Genomic DNA, 15,973 nt, shown 5'->3' with positions numbered 1-15,973 from the left:
ACCCGTAGGAGCCGGCCTTGCCGGCGAAGAGGCCAGCAGCCTCACCGCCAACGTTGCAGATAGACCTGCTGCTCCCGCCACGCCTCATCCTGCACCACCGCCCTGAAGCGCACCACCGCCCCCGGCATGCACTGCGCCAGCCGCGCCAACGCCAACGGCGTCAACGCCCCCAGCCGCGGGTAACCGCCAATGGTCTGCCGGTCATTGAGCAGCACGATCGGCTGCCCGTCAGGCGGCACCTGCACCGCCCCCAGCGGGATCCCCTCGGAGATCATCGGCGCGCCCTGGTACACCAACTGCGGCCCGAGCAGGCGAATGCCCATGCGGTCGCCACGGCTGTCCAGCGTCCAGTCGCTGTTGAACGCCTCGAACAGGCTGGTGCCACTGAAGTCGCCGATCTGCGCGCCCATCACCAGGTCCAGCAACGGCTTGTCGGCAAACACCGGGCGTAGCGCTTCAGGCACTTCCCGCAGTGCAGGCAAAGCTGCTTCGAAGGCCAGCATCTGCTCCTTGGCCAACGCCCTGCCCTGCCCATCGATACCACCGAGTTCTTCGCGCACCACCGTTGCACAACTGCCCAGCACTGCCTCGCCCTGGAAGCCACCCGGCGCCGCCAGGTAGGCGCGCACGCCGCACTTTGGCTGGCGCAGGCTCAGGCATTGGCCCTTGCCCAGGCGGAAACTGCGCCATGGCGCCAGGGGCTGGTCATCGATGCGGGCGTCCAGATCAGCACCGGCCAGCGCCAGTACGCAATCCTGCTCGGCCACTACGCTGAAACCACCCAGGGCAACCTCGACCACTGCACTGTCCAGGGCATTGTCGAGCAGCCAGTTGGCCCAACGCATCGCCACCCAATCCAATGCCCCGCCCTGGGTCACGCCCAGGTGCCGCACGCCAAAACGCCCGGCATCCTGCAACAGGCACAACGCCGTGCTGGCCTCGATCCTCAACTGGCTCATGCCTGGGCCTCCAGCGGGCTGTCGTCACCGCCCAGGTTGATGAATTGCGCATGCTCGACCGCCACGAAGCGCACCCGGTCGCCGGGCTGCAACAAGCTGTTCCCCTTCCTGTCGAACAAGCGCACCGGCGTGCGGCCGATCAAATTCCAGCCGCCCGGCGACACGGCCGGATAGGCGGCGGTCTGGCGCTCTGCAATGCCGACGCTGCCCGCCGCCACGCGCTTGCGCGGGGTGCTCAGGCGCGGCGTGGCGAGGCGTTCGTCGACCAGGCCCATGAAACCGAAACCCGGTGCGAAGCCCAGGGCGAACACAGGGTAGTCACGCCCACTGTGCAGGCGGATCACCTCGGCTTCGCTCAGGCCTTCGCGGGCTGCCAATACCGGCAGTTCCGGGCCGACACTGGCGTGGTACCACACCGGAATTTCGTGTCGACGCCCGGTATCGTTGGCGTCCGGCTGCAAGCCTTCAAGCGCTTGCAGGATCAGCTTGCGTGCCTCACTGGGCGCCAGCTCGAACTGCACCATCACTGTGGTGTAGGACGGCACCAGGTCGATCAAGCACTCGCCGAACGCCGCCCGCAGGCGCTGGCTGGCGGCGAGGATCCACGGCATGTTGGCTTCGTCGATGCTGTCGAACAGCCGCACCATCAGGCTGTCGATGGCGATCACTTCAAGTCGTGCCTTCATGGCTGCTCCAGTGCATCGAGCGCCTGGCGAATCTGGCGTACCGCGGCCACGGAGCTGTCGTTGTCACCGTGCACGCACAAGGTGCGGGCCTGCAGCCGCACGGCACTGCCGTCGTCGGCCACCAGTGTTTCGCCACGGGCCAGGCGCACGGCCTGCTCGACCACCAAGGCCGGGTCGTGATGCACCGCGCCGGGCAGGCGCCGTGACACCAGGTGCCCGCTGGCGGTATAGGCACGGTCGGCAAACGCCTCGAACCACAGCGGCACACCGATTTCGTCGCCCAGAGCCTGGGCCGCACTGTCATCGGCGGTGGCCATCAGCATCAACGGCAGGCTGGCATCGTAGGCCGCCACGGCTTCGAGCACCGCGCGCAGCTTCTGCGGGTCGGCCATCATGTCGTTGTACAGCGCGCCATGGGGTTTGACGTAGGCCACCCGGCCACCGAGCACCTTGCAGATACCGTCCAGCGCGCCGATCTGGTAATGCAGCAGGTCGCGGATTTCGTCGTTGCTGCACGCCATGGAGCGGCGCCCGAAACCGACCAGGTCCGGGTAGGCCGGATGGGCGCCGATGGTCACGCCGTGCTCCTGCGCCAGGGCCACGGTGCGGCGCATGGTGCCGGGGTCACCGGCATGGTAGCCGCAGGCGATGTTGGCGCAGTCGATGTAGGGCATCACCTCGGCATCCAGGCCCATGCGCCAGCTGCCGAAGCTTTCACCCATGTCGCAATTGAGTAGCAGGCGTTTCACCTGGCGGACTCCCGTATCGATGTTCATGTGGCCTACCTTAACGCGCCTGGAGTTCTTTGCCGCGGGTTTCCGGCAGGCTCAGCGCCGCCAGGATCACCACACCGTAGGAGACTGCGGCGAACGCGCCAATGCCCAGGCCCAGCGGTACCTTTTCGCCCATCAAGCCGATCAGAAGCGGGAACAGCGCCGCGATGACTTTGCCGATGTTGTAGCAGAAGCCTTGCCCCGAGCCCCGGATGCGGGTGGGGAACAGCTCGGTGAGAAACGACCCCATGCCACTGAAGATGCCCGAGGCGAAGAAACCCAGCGGGAACCCCAGCCACAGCATCACGCCATCGCTGACCGGCACCTGCGTGTACAGCAGCACGATGATGAACGAGCCCACGGCGAACAGGATGAAATTCTTGCGGCGCCCCAGCAGGTCGCTGAGGTAGGCGCTGACCACATAGCCGATATAGGAGCCGACGATCACCATGGCCAGGTAGCCCCCGGTGCCCAGCACGCTCAGGCCACGCTCGTTCTTGAGGAAGGTCGGCAGCCACGAGGTGATGGCGTAGTAGCCACCCAGCGCACCGGTGGTCAGCAGCGAGGCGCGCACGGTGATCCAGAGCATGCCCGGGGCGAAGATCTCGTAGAAGTGAGAAGGCGCCTCGGCGGTTTCGGCGGCCTTGGCTTCGCGATACACCTCCGGGTCCTTGACCAGGCGGCGGACGAAGATCACGAAGATCGCCGGCAGCAAGCCCAGCAGGAACAGCGCGCGCCAGGCCTGTTCGGCCGGCAGCCAGGAGAACAGCAGCGCATAGAGGATCGCCGTCAGGCCCCAGCCGATGGCCCAGCCCGATTGCACCATGCCCACCGCCTTACCACGATCCTGGGCGCGGATCACCTCGCCGATCAGCACCGCGCCGGCGGTCCACTCGCCACCGAAACCGAAGCCCATCAGGGTGCGGGCGATCAGCAGTTGTTCGTAGCTCTGGGCAAAACCGCAGAGAAAGGTGAAGAAGGCGAACCACAACACCGTCAGCTGCAAGGTGCGCACCCGGCCGATGCGGTCGGAGAGGATACCGGCGACCCAGCCACCCAGGGCCGAGGCGATCAGGGTGCTGGTGTGGATCAGCCCGGCCTCGGCGGTGGTGATGCCCCAGAGCATGATCAGCGTAGGGATGACGAAGCTGAGCATCTGGGTGTCCATGCCGTCCAGGCCGTAGCCGATCTTGCAGCTCCAGAAGGTGCGTCGTTGCTGGGAGTCGATGTCGCGGTACCAGGCGAAGGGGCCGCTCGAAGAACGGGCGGGGGCCTGCTGCTGCACGCCGGTCGGGTTCATGGATGCCTCGGCTTGTTGGTATTGTTTTATGGGCGACGTCGGGCGTCGCGGCCTGAGTATCATGTTCGAAGGCCGCGCCACCTGCGTCCAACGAGAAAAACCGCCGGTCTGGAACAAGAAAAACTGATCATGAACCTACGTTTCCTCGAAACCTTCGTCTGGGTCGCCCGGCTCAAGAGCTTTCGCCTCACCGCCGAGAAGCTGTTCACCACCCAGGCCTCGGTGTCCAGCCGCATCGCCGCGCTGGAGGCCGACCTGGGCGTGAAACTGCTGCTGCGCGACTCGCGAGGCGTCAGCCTGACGCCCGAGGGCGGCAAGGTGCTGGAATACGCCGAGCGCATGCTGGAGACGGCCAAGGCGATGAAGCAGTCGCTGGACAGCGACCGGGCCAAGACCGGGCGCATCCGCCTGGGGGTGATGGACACGGTGATCCACACCTGGATGAGTGCCCTGGTGGCGGAACTGACCGAGCGCTACCCACAGGTGGAGATCGAACTGGTGGCCGACACCGCGCTGAACTTGCGCGAGCAGCTGCAAAAGGGCTTTCTCGATGTGATCCTGCAGACCGACCTGCTGCGTGAACAATCCATCCGCAGCCTGGACCTGGCGCGCTACCCGATGGGCTGGATCGTCGCAGCCGGCTCGCCGCACCATCGCACTTATGCGTCACTGGCGGAGTTGGCCCGCGAAAGGATCGTCACTTTTTCGAAGAACTCGCGACCGCATCAGGAGGTGCTCAGCCTGCTGCAAGGCGCCGGGGCCGAGGCGCCGCGGTTGAACTGCGTGAACTCGGTGGCGGCGATCACTCGGCTGCTGCGTGACGGCTTCGGTATCGGCGCCCTGCCACCAGCGCTGGTGGATGGCGAGTTGAGCCGGGGCGAACTGGTGTTGCTGGAAGGGCTGCAACCGCCGCCGAGCCTGGAACTGGTGGTGGCCTGGCAGACCGGGGTGGCGTTGGTGGACGAAGTGGTGAGCGTGTGCCGCCAGGTGCTGGAACGTTATGCGCGGGATGTTGGCGGGCAGCGGATCGTGCTGGTCTGAAAGGCCCATTCGCCGGCAAAGCCGGCTCCTACAGGTTGAGCGCGGCCCTTGTAGGAGCCAGCCTTGCTGGCGAAGCGGCCCCTAACGCCAGCTCTCTTTCACCACCTTGCGCCGCCCGCCGAGAATCACCCAGCCCACCAGCAACAACAGGCTCTCGACCACAAACGCCAGCACGAACCCGGCACCGATCCCCCAGCCGATCGCCTCGGGCACCAGCAGAATCTGATAGCTGTAGCCCTTGAGCGTCTCCTCGCGCAGCGCCGGTTCCGGCTGTACCAGCACATGCCAGGTGCGGCTCACCCACGAGCCCTGCAGCGCCTGCCACTCGTGCTCGAGCAACTGGTTGCGGATCAACAGGCTCTCGATGCTGTTGGCATCGCTGTTGAACACCGGATCGTCACTGCTGCGGTAGTGCCGCAACAATGCTTGCAGATCGCCATTGAAAAACCGTTGGGCAGTCTGGCGGAACCCGTCGAGCGCCTGGCGCGATTCGAACAGGTGTGCCTCGACACGCTGGCTGTAGTCCTTGACCAGCCCCGGGACCTGGATCCCGGCCAGCAGCCCGAAGGTGAACAACAGCAAGCGCAGGTAGCTTCTGAACATGCGGGGCGTCCTTAGCTCTGCCCGTGGGCGACGCACTCGCCGTGGCGCCACAGGGCCCATTGGCCCGGCTCATAGCGGTGCCAGGTCTCGTTTTCAGTCAGGGCCTCGGTGGCGATCACCGTGACCACGTCGTTGGGGGTGGTCTCGGTGTGGAAATCGACGATCAGGTCGACATCCTTCAACCGGGCGGCGCCGAACGGCGCGCGGCGGGTGATGTGCACCAGCTTGGTGGAGCAGAAGCAGAACAGCCAGTCGCCGTCGCTGAGCAGGCAGTTGAACACGCCCTTGCCGCGGTATTCAGCACAGGCCTCGACCAGCACCGGCAGCAACTGTTCGATCTCGACCGGTTCGGGGAAGGTGGCGCGCACACGGTTGAGCAAGTCGCAGAACGCCGCTTCGCTGTCGGTGTCGCCGACCGGCCAGTAGAACGTGCGCTGGCCACTGAACTCGCCCAACTGGCCGTTGTGCGCGAAGCACCAATTGCGCCCCCACAGTTCGCGCACGAACGGGTGGGTGTTGGACAGGCAGACCTGGCCGACGTTGGCCTGGCGGATATGGCCGATGACCACTTCGCTCTTGATCGGGTAACGCTGCACCAGGTTCGCCACCTCCGACTCGCTGCTCGCGGCCGGGTCCTGGAACAGGCGCAGGCCGCGCCCTTCGTAGAAACCGATGCCCCAGCCATCGCGGTGCGGGCCGGTACGCCCGCCGCGCTGCATCAGGCCGGTGAAGCTGAAGACGATGTCGGTGGGGACGTTGGCGCTCATGCCCAGCAGTTCGCACATGTTCGCGGCTCCTGGTTTACAAACGGGGTTCTACGCGGCCCTGCCCCGGGCCGGAGCGACGCACGGGCGCGGGGGCCGGCTCGTCGCGGTAACGGTCACGCCGATCAGCGGCAACCGGGGCCTCGACGCTGACCTCATCATCGTCCTTCGCCTGACGCTGGGCAGCGGCATCCTTCGCGGCGCGGCGCTCGCGTGCGCGTTTTTCCAGCGGCCAGCGGATCAGCACGAACACGATGTACAGGGCGAAAGCGATCATGCCGTACATGGCCAGGTCGGCGGCGGCGCGCAATTCGTTGTTGCCCACCTTGAACGCCACGTCCAGCGCGCCGATGGCGATGGCCGGGGCGAAGCTGTCCTTGACCGGGTCGACGATGGTGGGGGTGAACAGCAGGACGGCGACCAGCACCCGCAGCGGTTCGCGCAGCCAGCGCCACATCCAGCCGGTGAGCTTGAAGGCCACCAGCAGGCAGCCCAGGGCGGCAACGGCGTACAGGCCCCAGGCCAGCGTATAGTCGTGTTCGGTCATGGTGTTGGTGCATGCCAGGCAAAGAGACGCCTATGATAAACACTTTTACCGGCGCAGGCTGCCCCCGAGCGGCGCAGTGAGCCTGTCAGGGCCTCTTCGCGGGTAAACCCGCTCCCACAGGGATATCGCTCACCTGTAGGCGCGGATTTATCCGCGAAGCGGCCAGCAGCCCCAACCAAGAGATCCCCAATGCCCAACGCCCCTCGCCCCCCCATCGCCCGCCCGGCCGAAGGCACCGACCCCTACGCCTGGCTGCAGGAGCGCGACACCCCTGAAGTGCTGGCCTACCTGAACGCAGAAAACGCCTATCAGGAAGCCTGCCTGGCCAACCAGGCCCCGCTGCGCGAACAACTGTTCGAAGAGATCAAGGGCCGCATCCAGGAAACCGACCTGTCGCTGCCTTCCCCCTGGGGCCCCTACCTCTACTACACCCGCACCACCGCCGGCGACGAATACCCGCGCCACTACCGCTGCCCACGCCCGGCCGACGACAGCAACACGGTCGACGAAAGCCGCGAAGAGCTGCTGCTCGACCCGAACGCCCTGGCCAACGGTGGTTTCCTCGCCCTCGGCGCGTTCAATGTCAGCCCCGACCACCGCCTGCTGGCCTACAGCCTCGACACCAGCGGCGACGAGGTCTACACCCTGTACGTCAAGGACCTGGCCAGCGGCGCGCTGACCACCCTGCCCTTCGACGACTGCGACGGCAGCATGACCTGGGCCAACGACAGCCAGACGCTGTTCTTCACCGAGCTGGACGACACCCACCGCCCCTGGCGCCTGTGCCGCCACACCCTGGGCGAGGCCGGTGCGACCACGGTGTTCGAGGAGCCCGACGGGCGTTTCTTCCTGCACTGCTACCGCGCCAGTTCCGAGCGCCAGCTGGTGCTGCTGCTCAACAGCAAGACCACCAGTGAGGCCTGGGTGCTGGACGCCGCTACGCCGCAGGCCGCGTTCACCTGCCTGGCGCCAAGGGTCGAAGGCCATGAGTACTACCCCGACCACGGCCAGCTCGACGGCCAGTGGCGCTGGTTCATCCGCAGCAACCAGGGCGGCATCAACTTCGCCCTGTTCCAGGCGCCGGCAGACGGCGTGCCGACCCGCGAGCAGTGGCAAGTACTGGTGGCGCACCGCGACGACATCATGCTCGAAGGGGTCAGCCTGAACGCTGCGGCACTGTCCCTGAGCCTGCGCGAAGGTGGCCTGCCGATCATCGAAGTTCACCCGCAAGGGCTTCCGGCCTACCGCGTCGAGCTGCCGGACGCCGCCTACAGCCTCTACGTGCAGGACAGCCTGGAATTTGCCAGCACGCGCATCCGCTTGCGCTACGAAGCGCTCAACCGTCCGGCCCAGGTGCGCCAGCTGGAGCTGGCCACTGGCGCCCAGCAAGTGCTCAAGCAGACCCCGGTGCTGGGCCCGTTCGACGCCGACGACTATGTCAGCCAGCGCCTCTGGGCGGTGGCCAAGGACGGCACGCGGGTGCCGATCAGCCTGGTGCGCCGTCGCGTCGATCTGGACAAGACCGTGCCGCTGTACCTGTATGGCTACGGCGCCTACGGCGAAAGCCTCGACCCGTGGTTCTCCCACGCCCGCCTGAGCCTGCTGGAGCGCGGCGTGGCCTTCGCCATTGCCCATGTACGCGGTGGCGGCGAACTGGGCGAGGCGTGGTACCGCGCAGGCAAACAGGAGCACAAGCACAACAGTTTCGGTGATTTCATCGCCTGCGCCGAACACCTGATCGCCGAGGGCATCACTGCCCGCGAGCACCTGGCCATCAGCGGCGGCAGCGCCGGCGGCCTGCTGATGGGCGCGGTGCTCAACCTGCGCCCTGAACTGTTCCGCTGCGCCATCGCCGAGGTACCGTTCGTCGACGTGCTCAACACCATGCTCGACCCTGACCTGCCGCTGACCGTCACCGAGTACGACGAATGGGGCAACCCCGAGGAGCCGGAGGTATACGCGCGGATCAAGGCCTACGCCCCCTACGAGAACGTCCGCGCTCAGGCCTACCCGGCGATGCTGGTGGTCGCCGGCTACAACGACAGCCGCGTGCAGTACTGGGAGGCGGCCAAGTGGGTGGCGCGCCTGCGCACGCTCAAGACCGACGGCAACCTGCTGCTGCTCAAGACCGAGATGGGCGCCGGCCACGGCGGCATGAGCGGACGCTACCAGGGGCTGCGCGACGTGGCGCTGGAGTATGCGTTCGTCTTCAATGAACTGGGCGTGGTGTAAAACGCGTTTTTCGTTGTCATAGGGATCGGTGACCCAACCTGAAGGTGACGCGGTCCCTGCGGGAGAAACTGTGTTGCTTTGCCTGCACTGGCCCATTCGCCGGCAAGCCGGCTCCTACGCGTTCAGCGCCATACCCGTAGGAGCCGGCTTGCCGGCGAATGGGCCAGTGCAGCCAGCACAAGACAGTTCCCCCCACAGGGTACGGCGGCGCTTTCCCGACATGCGAAGAAGAACAACACATGCCCGACACCCAGCACCTGAACGCCGAGATCCGCGACATGCTCATGGACTGCGGCCTGTTCGACACCCTGCAGCCCGGCGACTTCCTCGCCGCCGCCGGCTACTTCAGCCTCACCGCCATCGATGAAGGCCAGGCCATCTTCAGCGAGGGCGATGCCGGCACCTTCATGTGCATCCTGCACCGTGGTGTGGTTTCGGTGCGCAAGCGCGACGCCAACGGCGTTCAGGTGGAAATCGCCCCCCTGCGCAAGGGCCGGGCTTTCGGCGAGATGGCCGTGCTGGACGGCGAGCGGCGCTCGGCCACCTGCGTGGCGGCCAGCGACTGCCAGTTGCTGACCCTGGGCCGCGACTCGCTGGACAAGATGATCAATGACGCACCGCGCATCGCCGCGCGCATCATCCGCGCCCTGGCCGTGGCCTTGTCCAGGCGCCTGCGCATGCAGGACGGCCAGCGCCTGGCGCAACAGATCTAGTCGTCGTCGGCCGGTCCCTTCGGCGTTGTTTGTTGCAACCCAGGCAAGGGTTGGTCCTTGGGCGGCCCTGGCTGCGGCATGGGCGGCAGCAGTGGCGCTCCCGGCTGGTTGTCACCCGCCTTGGGCGGCGTGCTGGGCGTGATCTGCGGGTAGGGGGTGGGCGTCGGCGTGCCGGGCGCGCCCGGCACCGGTGTCAAGGGCCGCTGTTGCAGGCCGGCGGCGTCGGCCGTGGGCACTGCGCCGAGCAGCAGCGCGGCGAAGATCGCATGCAACATCTGCAGCCTCCTGTCTGAACCTTCCTACAGACTAAGCCCAATGCCATGTAATTGCCTGTCCGCTCGCCCCACAGGCGCGCTAGACTCGATGGCATAACCGTCATTCGCCTGAATCAGAAAAAGGTAACACCATGAGCTCCACCTCCGACGCCACCGCCCGCCTCGACCGCATCCTCGCCGACGCCAAGCGCGACAAGGAAATGGGCTACCGCGACAAGGCGCTGAAAATGTACCCCCACGTCTGCGGCCGCTGCGCCCGCGAGTTCTCCGGCAAGCGCCTGTCCGAGCTGACCGTGCACCACCGCGACCACAACCACGACAACAACCCCCAGGACGGTTCGAACTGGGAGCTGCTGTGCCTGTACTGCCACGACAACGAGCACTCGCGCTACACCGACCAGCAGTACTTCGGCGAAGGCTCCCTGAGCTCGCCAAAGACCTCCGTGGCCACCCATAACCCGTTCGCCGGGCTGGGCGCGCTGATGAAGAAGGACTGACTGTCGATTCCCGCCCCCGCCACCTCGGCAAGCCCGTATAATCGCGCTCTTTTTTGCGAAGGGCCCCACAGGTGGCGAACAAACGGTACAGCTGCATTGGGTTGTTCAACCCCAAATCGGCGGAGAACGTCGGCTCGGTGATGCGCGCCGCGGGCTGCTATGGCGTCAACTCGGTGTTCTACACCGGCAAGCGCTACGAGCGCGCCCGCGACTTCGTCACCGACACCAAACGGGTGCACTACGACATCCCGCTGATCGGCATCGACGACCTGCAGCGCATCATTCCCCTGGGTTGCACGCCGGTGGCCGTGGAACTGGTGGAAGGTGCCCGACCACTGCCGGAGTACACCCACCCCGACCGCGCCATCTACATCTTCGGGCCCGAGGATGGCTCGCTCGATGCTGACGTGCGCGCCTGGTGTGAAGAGACCATCTACATTCCCACCGAGGGTTGCATGAACCTGGCGGCGACGGTCAACGTGGTGCTCTATGACCGCATGGCCAAGGGCCTGAATACCCGCTCGGGGCCCAAGTTCAAGTAATCGGCAGGGAGGGCACCGGCTGCGCCGGTGTTCGCCGGCAAGCCGGCTCCTACGGGGTTGTGGTGAAGCGCCGAGTCAATGCAGCAGTTTGCTCTGCAATACTTCGGACTGGCGCCCCAGCACGTTCTCGGCAATCTGCACGAACTCTTCGGTGCTGACACTGGACAGGCGCATCAACGCCCGGGCGACGTCGTCCAGCGAGCGTTTGTCCTGGTTGTGAAGACGAATTTCGCGGTCCAGCGCCTGGAGCAGCAACACGCCCCGGGCGACCTGCGCGGCGTCGGCCTTGGCCCCCTTGAGCTGGGTGACTTTTGCACCTTGCTTGTGCAGGCGCGCCTGCAGCGCCTCGTAGCGGTCATCGCTGATGCCGCCGGCCCTGCGCAGCAACTCGGCGGCGTAGTAGTCGGTAAGGCTTTCACCCAGCCAGTCGCTGCCCTCGCGGTCGTTGATCTGGGCGAACAGTTGCACCAGCTCACGCAACACCGGGCTGGTGCCATTCTCGTTGATCAACGGGCGGCCGCTGTGCAGGTACAGCGAGTTGTTGCCCCCCAACGCGCCACGCCACATCTCGTCACGGGCGCCGACCAGCAGCAGCTTGGGGGGATTGCGTGGGAACACCGCTTGCAGTTGCGGCCAGACGAAGGTGAGCAAGGTCAGCGTATCCATGCGCCGCATGCCCTGCCCTTGCGGCGCGGCGACGGTCACTTCGGTCTCACCCAGGCGCGCGCGGCGGCTGCCGAGGTTGCCGGCAAGCATCCAGCCGGTGGGGCGATCGAACAGGCGCGAGACGTCGTCGATGCGAAACTTCTGCCGGCCGATCCGCGGCCAGGCCGTCTCGACACTCTTCCAGCCCGGCGGCAGCTCGAACGCCAGGCGCGCCACCAGCTCGGTACCGTCGTGCTGGTCGAGCCGCGCCGGAGGCACCAACTGGTCACCACGGAACAGCGCCCAGTGCGGCGTGATGCGCGTTTCATGGGCCGCACCACGCGGCTGCTGGTCGAGCAGCACCCGGTAGCTCAGGCTGGTCTTCCCCGCGGCCGGGCGCCAGATGCCACGACCGCCCTGCACCTGCCATTGGCCATCGGCCAGGAAATCACTGTAGGCACTGCCGTTACCCAGGTCGAAATCCAGGCTGCGCACCACCGCGCCATCGGCCAGGGTCAGGCGCACCTCGGCCTGGCCATTCTGCGGCAGCAGGCGAACCTGGTAATCGAGGTCGACTTTCTTCGCCCAGGCCTGGGCGCTGGCCAACAGGCCAAGGGCCAGCAACAGCGGGTGACGCATACAGAAACTCCTTGTTCCCAGAGGCGAATAGCGACAAGCCCGGTCGACTTAACCGGCGCGGAAAATCAGATGGTCTTCCCAGTCGTCTTCATCCACGTCGTTCTCACTGAGCATGCGCCCAGAGCGGGAGATCCGCTGTTCATGGACCTGCGTGCGATCGCCGCTGACCAGGTGGTGCCAGGCCGGCAGGTCCTGCCCTTCGCTGACCAGGCGGTAGCCGCAGGTCGGCGGCAGCCACTTGAACTGGTCGGCCTTGCCCGGGGTGAGCTGGATGCAGTCGGGCACGTGCTTGAAGCGGTTGGGGTAGTCGCTGCACTGGCAGGTCTGCAGGTCCAGCAGCTTGCAGGCGATGCTGGTGTAGTAGACGCTGTTGTCCTCTTCGTCCTCGAGCTTCTGCAGGCAGCACAAGCCGCAGCCATCACAGAGCGACTCCCACTCCTTGCTGTCGAGCTGGTCGAGGGTCTTGCGCCGCCAGAAGGGCGCGGTGTCAGCGTTCATCACACGTGTTCCTGCAGTCAACTTGAATCCGCGGCGCGCGGCGGCGCCAGTCTAGAGGCTGTCCGGCGGCAACGCCAGACCGCTTGTCAGTGCTCGCCGGACGCAGTAGCGTGCGGAGTTTCCCCCGTCTCTCGCAGGAGCACCCATGAGCGCCAACCCTCGCATCGCCGATTACGCCATCAACGAGCAGTTCATCAAACGCTGGTCGCCACGCGCCTTCACCGGCGAGCCGATCAGCCAGGAGACCCTGCTGAGCTTCCTCGAGGCCGCGCGCTGGGCGCCTTCGGCCTACAACTCGCAGCCCTGGCGCTTCCTCTACGCCCGCCGCGACACGCCGAACTGGGAGCGCCACCTGGGTATTCTCAACGAGTTCAACCGCAGCTGGGCGCAACATGCGTCGGCGCTGGTGCTGATCATTTCCAAGACCACCTTTGCCGCCCCTGGCTCCGATGAGGAAAAGCCCGCCCTGTGGCACACCTTCGATACCGGCTCCGCCTGGGGCCACCTGGCGCTGCAGGCCAGCATCAGCGGCTGGCACACCCATGGCATGGCCGGTTTCGACCAGGAGCTGGCGCGCCGTGAGCTGAAGATCCCCGAGGGGTACGTGCTGCACGCGATGGTGGCAATCGGCAAGCTGGGCGACAAGGCGACCCTGGCTGAGGGGCTGCAGGCGCGTGAAGTGCCGAGCCCGCGCCGGCCGCTGAGCGAGCTGGCGGCGGAAGGCGAGTTCAGCCTGTAACGAGGGGGTTCGCCGGCAAGCCGGCTCCTACAAGTTTGCGTAGGAGCGGCTTGCCGGCGAACACTCAATACCCCCGCGCGAAGTCCACCTCGCCACGCAACCCCTGCCCTGCCTGGTACGCCCGCACATTCTCGACGAACAAGCGCGCCATCGCCGCCGGCGAGGTGGGTGCCGAGCTGTGCCCGGTCAACAGCAACCCCCAGGCGGTCCAGAACGGGTGGCGCTGGGGCAAAGGCTCCTGGCGGCACACGTCGATCACCGCGCCGGCCAGATGGCCTTGCTTGAGCGCCTCCACCAGGTCGGCATCGACCACTGCCACGCCACGCCCGGCGTTGATGAACAGCGCGCTGGGCTGGAAGCACTTGAACAGCGTCGCGTCGTACAGGTCATGGGTGGACGGCGTGTCGGGCAGCAGGTTGAGCACGTAGTCGGCCTGGCCGACCATGCGTGGCAATTGCTCCAGCCCCACCACCTCGACGAACGGCGCCTGTTCGCGGGCGCTGCTGGCCACGCCATACAGCGTCACGCCGAATGGCACGAGGAATTCGGCGACGCGCTGGCCGATGTCTCCAGCCCCCACGATCAGCACCCGGCGCCCTTCCAGGGTGCGACCCGGCCGGTCATCCCAGCGGCGCTCGACTTGGCTGACCAGGCGCGACAGCACCTCGCGCTCGTGCACCAGCATGTAGGTGAGCATGTACTCGGCCATCACCTGGCCGAAGATACCCACCGCCCGGGTCAGCCGATAGTCGCGCGGCAGCCCCTTGGCGAGCAGTGGGGTGATACCGGCCCAGGTCGACTGCAGCCACTGCGGCTTGTGGCCCTGGCGCAACAGGCTCGCCAGCAGGTCCGGCTGGCCCAGCCACACCGGGCAGTCGCAGGCCAGGCGCGCCAGTTCGGCGGAATCGCCGCTGGTCAGGACCTCCAGGTCCGGTGCCGCCTCGCCCAGCAGGCGAGCGTAGTTGGCATGATCCTGTTCAGCGATCAGAACGCGCATGTGAAACACAACCTTGGCAGACAACGAAATGTGGCCCGGCAAGCGGGCCACGACAAAGAAAGGCGCTCCGGATCAGGCCGGGTCGTTGCGGCGCAGCAACTCTTCGGGCAGGTGCTCGATGTAGTCGTCGTCCGGCGGTGGCATCTGCAGGTGGTAGCCCTGGCTGTCGAGGTTTTCCAGCACTTTCGCGATGTCTTCGCGGGCCAGCTTGCGCTCGGGGCTGAGCACCAGGTCGAAGGCGTGCATCGGCGTGCCGAAGAACGGCAGCAGCCCCTCTGGCACGCGCTCCAGGCCATCGGCCTTGAGCACGTAGAGGTACATCTCGTTCTTGCGCGGGCTCTTGTAGATCGAACAGATTCGTTTCATTGCTTGTCTCCGGCGCCCGCCAGGTCGTCCAGCAGGGCCTGGCCCATGCGCTCGCGGCGCCAGCCGCGCAGCGACTCGGGCAATTGATAGGGGCCATTGGGGAAGCCGCTCTTGAGCAGGGCTTCGAGGGTCTTCTTGCGCAGCATCAGCTCCGGGGCGATCTGCAGGCGCTCGCCTTCGGCCTGGCCGATGGCGCGCAGGCGCTTGAGGATGCCGGAGGCCTCGATTGGCAGCGGCTCGGGCAGCGGCGCCGGCCATTGATCCTGCGGCAGGGCGGCGGCACGCTTGATCAGCTGGATGAGGAACTCGCCATCCTGGCGGATGGTGCGCGGGTGCATCTCGTCGATTCGACCCAGCGCCGGCAGGCTGTCGGGTTGGCTCTTGGCCATGGGCCACAACGAGTGTTCTTTCAGGATACGGTTGCGTGGCACATCGCGGCTGCGGGCCTCGCGCTCGCGCCAGGCGCACAGTTCACGCAGCACGGCCAGCTGCTGGCGGCCGAGTTTCCAGGCCAGCTTGACGTCGCGGTACAGCGTCTCGGGCTCGACTTCACGGCGCAGCGCGGCGACCAGCTCGGCACCGTCGTCCAGCACCCAGGCGTACTTGTCGTCCGACAGCCGCGGGCGCAGGGCGCTGAACAGTTCGGCCAGGTGCACGGCATCTTCCGCGGCATAGCTGACCTGGGTTTCCGACAGCGGGCGTTGCAACCAGTCGGAGCGCGTTTCGCCCTTCGGCAGCTCAAGGCCCAACACCTCTTGCACCAGGCGCGAATACCCCATCGAGAAACCGATGTTCAGGTAGCCGGCGGCCAATTGCGTGTCGAACAGCGGCTGGGGCAGCTTGCCGGTCAGGCGCAACAGCACTTCGAGGTCTTCGCTGCAGGCGTGCAGCACCTTGACCACGCGGCTGTCGTCGAGCAGGTCGGCAAGCGGCTGCCAGTCACTGATCAGCAACGGGTCGATGAGGAAAGCCTGATTACCGTCGCCGATCTGCACCAGGCCGGCTTTCGGGTAGAAGGTGTCGACCCGCATGAATTCGGTGTCGAGCGCGACAAAAGGCAGCGTGTGCCAGCGTTGGCAATGCTCGGCCAGGGTCTGGTCGTCACGGATCCAGTGAATTTCGATGGCCACGAGGCTCTCCCACTTACATTGGCGCGC

General features: G+C 66.4%; 19 protein-coding genes. 6 read left to right on the top strand and 13 right to left on the bottom strand.

Annotated elements, in window-relative coordinates; all coding sequences use genetic code 11:
• Positions 1–41: 41 nt before the first annotated feature.
• Genes NGM28_RS21990 through NGM28_RS21975 form a run of 4 tightly spaced genes read right to left on the bottom strand, consistent with a single transcriptional unit; the run spans position 42 to position 3,718 of the window.
• Positions 42–959 carry a 5-oxoprolinase subunit C family protein gene (locus tag NGM28_RS21990; protein WP_240063671.1) on the bottom strand — a complete coding sequence of 306 codons (918 nt, stop codon included), beginning with the start codon at positions 957–959 and terminating at the stop codon, positions 42–44.
• A complete protein-coding gene (pxpB, locus tag NGM28_RS21985; RefSeq protein WP_252091421.1) occupies positions 956–1,645 on the bottom strand; it encodes a 5-oxoprolinase subunit PxpB in 690 nt (229 codons plus the stop codon). The genes NGM28_RS21990 and pxpB overlap by 4 nt, the downstream gene beginning before the upstream one ends.
• Positions 1,642–2,421 (bottom strand): 5-oxoprolinase subunit PxpA, encoded by a 780-nt coding sequence (locus NGM28_RS21980; RefSeq protein WP_252091419.1) that lies wholly within the window; start codon positions 2,419–2,421, stop codon positions 1,642–1,644. Before NGM28_RS21980 ends, pxpB begins: the two co-directional genes overlap by 4 nt.
• A 10-nt stretch (positions 2,422–2,431) precedes the next feature.
• Positions 2,432–3,718, bottom strand: a complete 1,287-nt coding sequence (locus NGM28_RS21975) for an MFS transporter (RefSeq protein ID WP_240063674.1) — start codon at positions 3,716–3,718, stop codon at positions 2,432–2,434.
• 129 nt (positions 3,719–3,847) lie between these two features.
• On the opposite strand from NGM28_RS21975, the gene NGM28_RS21970 reads away from it, so the two are divergent.
• Complete coding sequence (locus NGM28_RS21970; RefSeq protein ID WP_240063675.1) at positions 3,848–4,759, top strand: LysR family transcriptional regulator; 912 nt, start codon at positions 3,848–3,850, stop codon at positions 4,757–4,759.
• Between the two features lie 81 nt (positions 4,760–4,840).
• Here NGM28_RS21970 and NGM28_RS21965 read toward each other — a convergent pair whose 3' ends face one another.
• Genes NGM28_RS21965 through NGM28_RS21955 form a run of 3 tightly spaced genes read right to left on the bottom strand, consistent with a single transcriptional unit; the run spans position 4,841 to position 6,673 of the window.
• Positions 4,841–5,362, bottom strand: a complete 522-nt coding sequence (locus NGM28_RS21965; RefSeq protein ID WP_240063676.1) for a DUF2937 family protein — start codon at positions 5,360–5,362, stop codon at positions 4,841–4,843.
• A gap of 11 nt (positions 5,363–5,373) precedes the next feature.
• Positions 5,374–6,147: a class II glutamine amidotransferase gene (locus tag NGM28_RS21960; RefSeq protein WP_252091418.1), complete on the bottom strand. Its 774-nt coding sequence runs from the start codon at positions 6,145–6,147 to the stop codon at positions 5,374–5,376.
• 16 nt (positions 6,148–6,163) lie between these two features.
• Positions 6,164–6,673: an MFS transporter gene (locus NGM28_RS21955; protein WP_240063678.1), complete on the bottom strand. Its 510-nt coding sequence runs from the start codon at positions 6,671–6,673 to the stop codon at positions 6,164–6,166.
• A 189-nt stretch (positions 6,674–6,862) separates the two neighbouring features.
• Between NGM28_RS21955 and NGM28_RS21950 the strand changes: the two genes are divergently transcribed.
• Positions 6,863–8,905, top strand: coding sequence for a S9 family peptidase (locus NGM28_RS21950; RefSeq protein WP_252091417.1), 2,043 nt, complete (start codon positions 6,863–6,865; stop codon positions 8,903–8,905).
• Between the two features lie 239 nt (positions 8,906–9,144).
• Positions 9,145–9,618, top strand: a complete 474-nt coding sequence (locus tag NGM28_RS21945; RefSeq protein ID WP_252091416.1) for a cyclic nucleotide-binding domain-containing protein — start codon at positions 9,145–9,147, stop codon at positions 9,616–9,618.
• Here NGM28_RS21945 and NGM28_RS21940 read toward each other — a convergent pair.
• Entirely contained in the window at positions 9,615–9,893 is a 279-nt protein-coding gene (locus tag NGM28_RS21940) for a hypothetical protein (protein WP_240063681.1), read from the bottom strand. The genes NGM28_RS21945 and NGM28_RS21940 overlap by 4 nt on opposite strands.
• A gap of 131 nt (positions 9,894–10,024) precedes the next feature.
• Between NGM28_RS21940 and NGM28_RS21935 the strand changes: the two genes are divergently transcribed.
• On the top strand, positions 10,025–10,390 hold the full coding sequence (locus NGM28_RS21935) for a YajD family HNH nuclease (protein WP_240063682.1): 366 nt from the start codon (positions 10,025–10,027) through the stop codon (positions 10,388–10,390).
• 71 nt (positions 10,391–10,461) lie between these two features.
• A complete protein-coding gene (locus NGM28_RS21930) occupies positions 10,462–10,932 on the top strand; it encodes an RNA methyltransferase (RefSeq protein WP_044488345.1) in 471 nt (156 codons plus the stop codon).
• Between the two features lie 75 nt (positions 10,933–11,007).
• On the opposite strand, the gene NGM28_RS21925 is transcribed toward NGM28_RS21930, so the two are convergent.
• On the bottom strand, positions 11,008–12,216 hold the full coding sequence (locus NGM28_RS21925; RefSeq protein WP_252091415.1) for a hypothetical protein: 1,209 nt from the start codon (positions 12,214–12,216) through the stop codon (positions 11,008–11,010).
• Between the two features lie 48 nt (positions 12,217–12,264).
• On the bottom strand, positions 12,265–12,714 hold the full coding sequence (locus NGM28_RS21920) for a YcgN family cysteine cluster protein (protein ID WP_011535101.1): 450 nt from the start codon (positions 12,712–12,714) through the stop codon (positions 12,265–12,267).
• A 145-nt stretch (positions 12,715–12,859) separates the two neighbouring features.
• On the opposite strand from NGM28_RS21920, the gene NGM28_RS21915 reads away from it, so the two are divergent.
• Positions 12,860–13,453 carry a nitroreductase family protein gene (locus NGM28_RS21915; protein WP_252091414.1) on the top strand — a complete coding sequence of 198 codons (594 nt, stop codon included), beginning with the start codon at positions 12,860–12,862 and terminating at the stop codon, positions 13,451–13,453.
• A 64-nt stretch (positions 13,454–13,517) separates the two neighbouring features.
• On the opposite strand, the gene NGM28_RS21910 is transcribed toward NGM28_RS21915, so the two are convergent.
• The 3 genes from NGM28_RS21910 to rnd form a co-directional block, all read right to left on the bottom strand.
• The gene (locus NGM28_RS21910) at positions 13,518–14,450 is read right to left on the bottom strand and encodes a D-2-hydroxyacid dehydrogenase (RefSeq protein ID WP_240063686.1); all 933 of its coding nucleotides are present in this window, start codon (positions 14,448–14,450) and stop codon (positions 13,518–13,520) included.
• A 72-nt stretch (positions 14,451–14,522) separates the two neighbouring features.
• Entirely contained in the window at positions 14,523–14,816 is a 294-nt protein-coding gene (locus tag NGM28_RS21905; protein ID WP_213657884.1) for a YcgL domain-containing protein, read from the bottom strand.
• Positions 14,813–15,946, bottom strand: a complete 1,134-nt coding sequence (gene rnd / locus NGM28_RS21900) for a ribonuclease D (protein WP_252091413.1) — start codon at positions 15,944–15,946, stop codon at positions 14,813–14,815. Before rnd ends, NGM28_RS21905 begins: the two co-directional genes overlap by 4 nt.
• Between the last annotated feature and the right edge of the window lie 27 nt (positions 15,947–15,973).

Source organism: Pseudomonas sp. MWU13-3659 (genome assembly GCF_023757525.1).
GTDB classification, from domain to species: domain Bacteria; phylum Pseudomonadota; class Gammaproteobacteria; order Pseudomonadales; family Pseudomonadaceae; genus Aquipseudomonas; species Aquipseudomonas entomophila_E.
This window is presented reverse-complemented; position numbering and strand designations above follow the sequence as displayed.